The 1,696-nt window shown below is 66.9% G+C and carries 2 protein-coding genes; both read left to right on the plus strand.

Annotated elements, in window-relative coordinates; genetic code table 11:
* Nucleotides 1-502: pyridoxamine 5'-phosphate oxidase family protein (locus WA805_RS25340; protein WP_425238692.1), on the plus strand; the 502-nt coding region annotated here is incomplete at its 5' end.
* A gap of 156 nt (nucleotides 503-658) precedes the next feature.
* Nucleotides 659-1,549 (plus strand): factor-independent urate hydroxylase, encoded by an 891-nt coding sequence (pucL, locus tag WA805_RS25345; protein WP_425243590.1) that lies wholly within the window; start codon nucleotides 659-661, stop codon nucleotides 1,547-1,549.
* The last annotated feature ends 147 nt before the right edge of the window (nucleotides 1,550-1,696 follow it).

Consider the following 1,696-nt stretch of genomic DNA (forward strand, 5'->3'; position numbering starts at 1 on the left):
CGTAGAGTTGAACGAGGGATTCAGTGAGCCGGGTGCTGCGGCCCGGCCGTGGGCCGAGGTGGCCGATGTGCTGTCGAAGTCAGAGATGTTCTGGCTGTCCACCGTACGTCGCGATGGGCGGCCGCACGTCACGCCGCTCCCGGCGATATGGCTCGACGGGACGCTTCACTTCTGCGCCGGCTCGCATGAGCAGAAAGCGAAGAACCTCGAGTCCAATCCCCGCTGCATCCTCACCACCGGCACCAGCCATCTCCGGTCGGGGCTCGACGTCGTGGTCGAGGGAACCGCCGCTCGCGTGACCCACACCGCGCAGCTCCAACGGCTGGCGGCGATGTGGAAGTCCAAGCTCGACTGGGATTTCGAGGTCACCGGCGAGGTGTTCGGCGATGACGATGGCCGCCAGGGGCTGGTCTTCGGCGTCACACCGGTGAAGGTCCTCTCGTTCGGTAAGAGCCCCTACACCCAGACCCGGTACCGCTTTAACCAGGGCACAACCACCTGACCTCGCCCTACTGGAGCCTCGGCCGTCCCTCATGGCGGCCGGGGCTTCGTCATGCTGGCATGCGTTGGCTCGACGGCCGGGGGGCGCTGGCATGGCGCACGCGGCATCGCTGCAGCACCATGAGGAGATGAGCGCACGAGAGATCGCGGAGTGATCATGGCCATCACCTTCGGCGACAACCAGTACGGCAAGGCGGAAGTCCGCCTGGTCCACGTCACCCGCGACGGTGACCGGCACCAGGTCAAGGACCTGAACGTGTCGAGCGCGCTGCGCGGCGACTTCGCCGACGCTCACCTGCTTGGCGACAACTCGAAGGTCGTCGCCACCGACACCCAGAAGAACACCGTCTACGCCTTCGCCCAGCAGTACGGGGTAGCCGAGATCGAGACGTTCGCGTTGCGCCTTGGCCGGCATTTCACGGACAGTTTCGAGTGGGTGACCGGCGCGAAGATCAGCATCCAGGAGTACGGCTGGGACCGGATCATGGCGGACGGCGCCGAGCACGGGCACGCCTTCACACGGGCCGGGGGCGGCACCAGGACCACGGACGTCACCATCGACGGCGAGCAGGCCTGGGTGATCTCGGGCCTGACCGACCTGGTGGTGCTCAAGTCGACCGGGTCGGAGTTCTGGGGTTTCCCGCGCGACCGGTACACCTCGCTGCAGGAGACCAGGGACCGCGTCCTGGCTACCGCGGTCACCGCGCGCTGGCGGTACGCGGGCACCGACGTGGACTGGGGGAAGACCTACGCCGACGTGCGGTGCATCCTGATCGAGTCGTTCGCGACCAAGCACAGCCTGGCTCTTCAGCAGACGCTCTACTTCATGGGCGAACAGGTGCTCGAGGCGCACCCCGAGGTGGCCGAGATCCGGATGTCGATGCCGAACAAGCATCACTTCCTCGTCGATCTGAGCCCGTTCGGGCTGCCGAACGACAACGAGGTGTACTACGCCGCGGACCGCCCGTACGGCCTGATCGAAGGCACCGTGACCCGCGACGACGCTCCCGACCCCGGCCGGGCCTGGCAGGCCATTCCCGGCTTCTGACGGCGTTATCGTCGGTAAGAGACAGAGTTGTCCCTGGGAGCGTGCGGTGAAACCTCAGCTGGTGGTCAACGGGCGGACTCGCGAGCTCGGCGAGGTCGGCGGTCACATGACCCTGCTGGAATGGCTGCGCGCCGACGGCCTCACCGG

The organism is Trebonia sp., assembly GCF_049794275.1.
Lineage (GTDB): Bacteria > Actinomycetota > Actinomycetes > Streptosporangiales > Streptosporangiaceae > Trebonia.

Coding starts and splice junctions, on each gene's coding strand:
- pucL (WP_425243590.1), top strand. CDS start 659: ATGGCCATCACCTTCGGCGACAACCAGTACGGCAAGGCGGAAGTCCGC.